This window comes from Streptomyces sp. NPDC024632 (genome assembly GCF_055559175.1).
This window is the reverse complement of the sequence record NZ_JBVHLD010000031.1, coordinates 21,319-27,794: the sequence shown is the minus strand read 5'-3', so window position 1 is coordinate 27,794 and position 6,476 is coordinate 21,319. Positions and strand designations below refer to the sequence as shown.

The window sequence follows — 6,476 nt, the reverse complement described above, 5'->3', positions numbered from 1 at the left end:
CCGCCACCCCCCCCACCCCCCCCCCCCCCCCCCCCCCCCCCCCCCCCCCCCCCCCCCCCCCCCCCCCCCCCCCGCCCGGGTGACCGGTGGTCAGCGCCTCGCGTCCCGCGAGTCGCCGAAGAAGATGCGGTAGAGGATGAGCAGCACGAGCGCCCCGCCGATCGCCGCGCCCCAGGTGGCGGCGTCGAAGAAGTGGTGCTGTACCGGCTTGTCGAGGATTTTGGCGGACAGCCAGCCGCCGACGAACGCCCCTGCGACGCCGATCAGGGTGGTTCCGATCAGGCCGCCCGGATCGCGACCGGGCAGCAGAATCTTCGCGACGGCCCCGGCGAGCAGACCGAGGATGACCCAACTGATGATTCCCATAGGGGCCGTCTGCCCTGCGACCCGCGGGTCACACACACGAGTGCGCACCGCGCGGGGGTCAACACCGGGCGGGGGCACCGGAGTCGGGGCACGCCGCCCGGTCCGGCCGCGTGCAATACGGCACGGTTGTCGCCCGGCCGCCGGGCGCCCCTCGGTGTGCATATTTCCATATCCGCACCGCACGTTACAGAAAGCGTCACTCCGTGAAATCTGGAATTCACACGCGCGCAAGTTTTAGGTGGTCCCATCGCGGCTAATCCGCTGGTCAACCAGGTTTGTCGATTTCCCGCAGAGCGGGACCTGCGATGGGTGCGCGTCATGAACGAACTGCGTGTGCTGTCGATCTACGAGGGCTTCTTTTCCGGCGGTGCGAGGATTCTGCACAGCGACGTCGTGCGCGGTCTCAGCGGCGGCGCGGAGCGGCACGCGGTGCTGAGCATCGAGGGAGAGATGCACCGCGAGGCGACCAGGCAGCCGATGTCCGAGGACGCCTGCTACCGGGCGCTCACGGCGGCGGGTGTACCGGTGTCGGCCCTGCGCGACCGTTTCGGCGGCGAAGGCCGGGAGGACGCCGAGTCGGGCAGCCGTGAGGGCGGCCACGAGAGCGGCGGCGTGTTCAGCCGGTCGGAGCTCGCGGCCACCGCCAGGGCGACGGCGGCGGCCGACGTACTCCTCTCGCTCAAGGAACAGCCGCTCGCGCTGCTCAATCAGGCCGGGCTGCCGTACCGGCCGGTGGTGGTGTGCCTGCACAGGTCCGATCCGGAGAATCAGGGCCCCGCGCTGGACGCGCTGCGCGCCGCGGTGGCGGCGGGCCGGGTGCGGGCCTGCGTCTGCTGCGCGGAGTCGACCAGGGCCGCGTACGTGGCCGCGGGCATCCCTGCCGAGCTGATGCACGTCATCCCCAACGGCGTCGATCTGCTGCGGTTCCGGCCCGACGCGGTCCGCAGGGCCGCGACGCGGTCCTCGCTCGGTATCGCGGCGGACGCGCCCGTCACGGTCTTCGCGGCCCGCTACGCGGAGATGAAGAACGTGCCGCTGTTCCTGCGGGCGGCCAGGATCCATCTCGGGCGGGACCCCGGCGCGCACGTCCTGATGTGCGGCGCCGGGATGACCGCGGAGAACCCGGAGCTGACCGCGGACATCACGGCCGCCTTCGGTGACGCTCCCGGCCTGCTGCGGCGGCTGTCGCTGCTGGGCGTGCGGCAGGACATGGAGACGGTGTACGCCGCCGCGGACGTGGTCTCGCTGACGTCGTCGTCGGGTGAGGCGGCGCCGCTGTGCCTGATCGAGGGCATGATGTGCGGCGCGGTCCCGGTGGCCACCGATGTCGGGGACTGCGCGGAGCTGGTCGCCGGGCACGGCTTCCTCACCCCGGCGGAGGCCGAGCCGATCGCCGCGGCCTGGTCGCGGGCGGCGGCGCTGGCTGCCGACTTCGCCCCGGCGCTGGCCCGCAGCCGCGAGCGCTTCAGCCAGACCCGCATGGTGACCGCCTACGGCGCGCTCATCGAGCGGGTGCACCAGGACGCGGTGCGCGCGGTCCGTCCGGCCCGTCGCAGGACCAGGACGCGCGCGGGGGTCCCGTACGGCGCCTGAGCCCGCCGGGACGGCAAGCCGGAGTACGCGGTACGGCGCGGCGGGGCCCCACCGCTCCCCCGCGCCGTACCGAAGCCGTACCGAAGCCGTACCGAAGCCGCGCCGAAGCCGTCAGGCGCCGTAGTACGCGTCCCGGTACGAGAGGAAGAGGCCGCCCGGTCCGTCCACCGTCTCGGCGGCGAGGACGGCGTGCAGGAGGGCCCGGGTGAGCACGTCGGCGCCCGCCTCGAGGACGGCGTTCATCGCGCCCGCCTCGATGTGCACGCCGAAGGCAGGGTCGGCGGCGTCGGCCGTCCCCGGCGGGACGAGGGGGAGGCGGCCGGTCGCCATGGCGAAGACGGTGTCGCCGTCGGACAGGGAGTGGGCGGGGCGGACGGCGCGGGCGAGTCCGTCGTGCGCGGTGCCCGCCAGCTTCCGCGCCTGGGCGCGGGTGAGGACGGCGTCCGTCGCGACCACGGCCAGCGTGGTGTTGAGCGGGTGGGTCCGCCGCTCGGCGTTCGCGGCGGCAGCGGCGGCCGTACGGCGTCGGGCCCGCTCCAGGGCGTCGGCCGCGACGGGCGGGCCGTACGGGGCGAATTCCGCGGCGGCGGGGCCCGGCCTCGCGCCCCAGAGCGCGCCCGTGTCCGGGTCGACCACGGAACCGGCCGCGTTGAGCACCGCGAGCGCGGCCACCGTCACGCCGGACTCCAGGACCGTGCTGGCCGTCCCCACCCCGCCCTTGAGACCGCCGGCCACCGCGCCCGTACCCGCGCCGACGCAGCCCTGCGGCACCGGCGCGCCCTCCGGGGCCGCCGCCGCGGCGCGTACCGCCGCAAGGCCCGTCTCCGCTCCCGGTCGCGCCGTCCACGAGCCGCCGCGGCCGAGGTCGAACAGCGCGGCGGCGGGCACCACCGGCACCACCTGGCCGGGACCGCCGACCCGGAAGCCCCGGCCCCGCTCCTCCAGCCAGCCGACCACGCCGCCCGCCGCGTCGAGCCCGAAGGCGCTGCCTCCGGTGAGCACCACGGCGTCGATGTACGGCACGAGATTGCGCGGGTCGAGGGCGTCGGTCTCGCGGGTGCCGGGACCGCCGCCGCGTACGTCGACCGCGGTGACCGCGCCGCCCTCGGGGGCCAGCACCACCGTCGTCCCGGTGAGCCAGCCGTCGCCGGTCCGCTGGGCGTGACCGACGCGCACTCCCTCCACGTCGGTGAGGCCGTTGCCGGGACCCGGCCGTGCGCTGCCGCTCATGTCGTCCTCCGTGAGGTAGCCACGATCACGCGGGCCCGCGCCATCCGCGTACTCGCGGCCCGCCCCCTCACCGTACGAGACCGCGGCCGAACGTCGGTGTGCTCCGGCGCGTGTCAGGGCGCGCCGGAGCAAGGGGTATCCCATCAGAAGAACGACGTAAACTTCAATGTTTTTTACGCAACAAGTTGACCGAAGAGTGAAATCGACGGTCACTGCCGCCTCGGTGTCAGGTGCGCGCTCCTCGCCGTCTCGGCATGCGGGACGCCTTGATGGCGCGCCGCAGGCGACCGCCCGTGGGCCGCTGCACGGCGATCAGCACGATCATGCCCCGGTCCTGGACCCGGATCCGGCCGCCGGCCTTCACCTCGGACTCGTCGGTGCCGTCGGCCTCGGCCGCGGTGTCCACGGCGACCTGCCACAGGCCGCCGTACTCGCGCTCGGGGATCACGAAGTCGAGCGGTTCGTAGTGGCTGTTCAGCAGGATCAGGAAGGACGTGTCGGAGATCCGGCCGCCCTTCGGGTCGGACTCGGTGATGGCGTCGCCGTTCAGCAGCAGGGCGACGGCGCGCGCGTCGCCGCGGTGCCAGTTCTCCTCGCACATCTCACCGCCGTCCGGCCGGAACCACACGGCGTCCGCGACGGCCGATCCCCCGGTGTCGCCGCGGAAGAACCGGCGGCGGCGCAGCACCGGGTGCTCGGCGCGCAGCTTGATCAACCGCCGCGTGAAGTCGAACAGTTCGCGCTGCTCGGCGTCCAACGTCCAGTTCACCCAGGCGGTTTCGTTGTCCTGGCAGTAGACGTTGTTGTTGCCGCGCTGGGTGCGGCCCATCTCGTCGCCGTGCGCGATCATCGGCACACCCTGCGAGACCAGCAGCGTCGTCAGCAGATTGCGCTGCTGTCTGGCGCGCAGCGCGAGCACTCCGGGGTCGTCGGTCTCGCCCTCGGCTCCGCAGTTCCACGAACGGTTGTGGCTCTCGCCGTCGTTGCCGTCCTCGCCGTTGGCCTCATTGTGCTTGTCGTTGTACGAGACCAGGTCGCGCAGCGTGAAGCCGTCGTGGCAGGTGATGAAGTTGATCCCGGCGCGCGGGCGGCGGTTGTCGTCCTCGTAGAGGTCGGAGGAGCCGGTGAGCCGGGAGGCGAGGGCGGGTAGTGTGCCGTCCTCGCCGCGCCAGAAGTCCCTGACGGTGTCGCGGTATTCGCCGTTCCACTCGCTCCACAGGGACGGGAAGTTGCCCACCTGGTAGCCGCCCTCGCCCAGGTCCCACGGCTCGGCGATCAGTTTGACGCGGCTGACCACCGGGTCCTGCTGCACGAGGTCGAAGAAGGACGAGAGCCGGTCCACCTCGTGGAACTGCCGGGCCAGCGTGGCCGCGAGGTCGAAACGGAAGCCGTCCACGTGCATCTCGGTGACCCAGTACCGCAGCGAGTCCATGATGAGCTGGAGGACGTGCGGATGCCGCATGAGCAGGCTGTTGCCGGTGCCGGTGGTGTCGAAGTAGTGCCGCGGGTCGTCGTCCACCAGCCGGTAGTACGAGGCGTTGTCGATGCCGCGGAAGGAGAGCGTCGGCCCCATGTGGTTGCCTTCGGCGGTGTGGTTGTAGACCACGTCGAGGATCACCTCGATGCCCGCCTTGTGCAGGGCCTTCACCATCTCCTTGAATTCCGTGACCTGTTGGCCGCGCACCCCGCTCGACGCGTACGCGTTGTGCGGCGCGAAGAAGCCGATGGTGTTGTAGCCCCAGTAGTTCGACAGGCCCCGGTCGCGCAGATGGCCGTCCTGCGCGAACTGGTGCACCGGCATCAGCTCGATCGCCGTCACGCCCAGTTCCTTCAGGTGCTCGATGACCGCCGGGTGCCCGACTCCCGCGTAGGTGCCGCGTATTCGCTCCGGCAGGCCCGGGTGGGTCATCGTCAGACCCTTCACGTGCGCCTCGTAGATCACCGACTCGTGGTACGAGTGACCCGGCGCGCGGTCGTCCCCCCAGTCGAAGGACGGATCGGTCACCACCGACAGCATGGCGTGGCCGAGGCTGTCCATCGTGTTCTGCTCTTCGGGCGCGTGGAAGCGGTGGCCGAACGCCGACTCGTCACCGTCGACCTGGCCTTCCACGGCCGTGGCGTAGGGGTCGAGCAGCAACTTCGCCGGATTGCAGCGATGCCCCTCGTCCGGCCGGTACGGTCCGTGCACGCGGTAGCCGTAACGCTGGCCGGGGCCGACGCCCGGCAGATACGCGTGCCGGACGAATCCGTCCACTTCGGTCAGCGTGAGGCGCTGTTCCCGTCCCGCGTCATCGACGAGGCACAGCTCGACCTTCTCCGCCACCTCGGAGAACAGGGCGAAGTTGGTGCCCGAGCCGTCGTACGTGGCTCCGAGCGGATAGGGACGACCGTTCCACTGCTGCATTCACTGACCCTCTCGACCCTGCGTGAGCGACGATCCGACGTCCTCCCACTCATACCCCGTTGATCTCAGGCCATGGGTTCGTGAAGTGAACGGTCGCAGAAGGCCCTCGCGGACCGGTCGCGGACCGTACGACAGCGACCTCCGGCGGTGGCCGGAGGTCGCTGTCGCGAACCGCGTCGGGCTCGGGGTGTCGCGAGGGTTCGGGTGTCGAGGGGGTTCGGCTGTCGCAGGGTGGAGGCGCCGGGGGTCAGGAGTCCGGGTTCGGGCGCCGGGGGATGTCAGGCGTCGTCGCCCGGCAGGGCCTCCGGGTCGTCCAGGAGGTGCACGGCGGCCTCCTCCGCGGAGGCGGCGCCGCCGTCGATGCCGACGTCGTCGGCCACACCGTCCTGGACCGGGCTGTCCACCCACTGCTCCGGGCTGGTCAGCCGGCCCGCGCGCAGGTCGCCCGCCTCGGGGTCGAGCAGTTCCCCGTCGGTGTCGGCGGCGTCGCCGAGGCCGTCCCCGTCGGGGAACTGCGGGGTGTCGGGGCGCTCCCTGGCCAGCCGCTGGTCCAGCGAGTCGCCGTCGTGCTGCTCCTCGGCCGTGGTGCCGTTCTGCTCGACGGCCAGGGGCCGCTCGGGCGGCGAGTACCCCTCGTCCAGGACGTCCTCGACGCCCCGGTCGACCAGGGTGTCCTCGGGCTCCAGTGGGCCCGCGTCCTCCTGGATCTCGCTCCCGTCCGGCTGGTAGACGTCGTCCCCCATGCCGTCGTCCGTCATGCGGTCGGACATCGTGTCCTCTTCCTGGTCGGTCGGCGGATTCGCGATGCCGGTGGTGGCATCACGGACGGTCGCCTGCCCGTGGTGAGGCGGCGGAAACGGTGGACATCCCACCGCGGCCGTGC

At 72.3% G+C, this 6,476-nt stretch carries 5 protein-coding genes; 1 reads left to right on the top strand and 4 read right to left on the bottom strand.

Annotated elements, in window-relative coordinates; genetic code table 11:
• Nucleotides 1-90 precede the first annotated feature (90 nt).
• Nucleotides 91-366, bottom strand: coding sequence for a GlsB/YeaQ/YmgE family stress response membrane protein (locus ACZ37P_RS37880; RefSeq protein WP_391049864.1), 276 nt, complete (start codon nucleotides 364-366; stop codon nucleotides 91-93).
• 318 nt (nucleotides 367-684) lie between these two features.
• Between ACZ37P_RS37880 and ACZ37P_RS37875 the strand changes: the two genes are divergently transcribed.
• Nucleotides 685-1,959, top strand: coding sequence for a glycosyltransferase (locus ACZ37P_RS37875; RefSeq protein WP_467351022.1), 1,275 nt, complete (start codon nucleotides 685-687; stop codon nucleotides 1,957-1,959).
• Between the two features lie 111 nt (nucleotides 1,960-2,070).
• Here ACZ37P_RS37875 and ACZ37P_RS37870 read toward each other — a convergent pair whose 3' ends face one another.
• The 3 genes from ACZ37P_RS37870 to ACZ37P_RS37860 form a co-directional block, all read right to left on the bottom strand.
• Entirely contained in the window at nucleotides 2,071-3,189 is a 1,119-nt protein-coding gene (locus ACZ37P_RS37870) for a P1 family peptidase (RefSeq protein WP_467351021.1), read from the bottom strand.
• Nucleotides 3,190-3,415: 226 nt separating this feature from the next.
• Complete coding sequence (gene glgX / locus ACZ37P_RS37865) at nucleotides 3,416-5,593, bottom strand: glycogen debranching protein GlgX (protein ID WP_391049858.1); 2,178 nt, start codon at nucleotides 5,591-5,593, stop codon at nucleotides 3,416-3,418.
• A gap of 278 nt (nucleotides 5,594-5,871) precedes the next feature.
• Entirely contained in the window at nucleotides 5,872-6,363 is a 492-nt protein-coding gene (locus ACZ37P_RS37860; protein WP_391161846.1) for a DUF5709 domain-containing protein, read from the bottom strand.
• Between the last annotated feature and the right edge of the window lie 113 nt (nucleotides 6,364-6,476).

Excerpts from the sequence above, each read along its gene's own strand:
- glgX (WP_391049858.1), bottom strand. The coding sequence starts at position 5,593 with ATGCAGCAGTGGAACGGTCGTCCCTATCCGCTCGGAGCCACGTACGAC.
- ACZ37P_RS37870 (WP_467351021.1), bottom strand. The coding sequence starts at position 3,189 with ATGAGCGGCAGCGCACGGCCGGGTCCCGGCAACGGCCTCACCGACGTG.
- ACZ37P_RS37880 (WP_391049864.1), bottom strand. The coding sequence starts at position 366 with ATGGGAATCATCAGTTGGGTCATCCTCGGTCTGCTCGCCGGGGCCGTC.
- ACZ37P_RS37875 (WP_467351022.1), top strand. The coding sequence starts at position 685 with ATGAACGAACTGCGTGTGCTGTCGATCTACGAGGGCTTCTTTTCCGGC.
- ACZ37P_RS37860 (WP_391161846.1), bottom strand. The coding sequence starts at position 6,363 with ATGTCCGACCGCATGACGGACGACGGCATGGGGGACGACGTCTACCAG.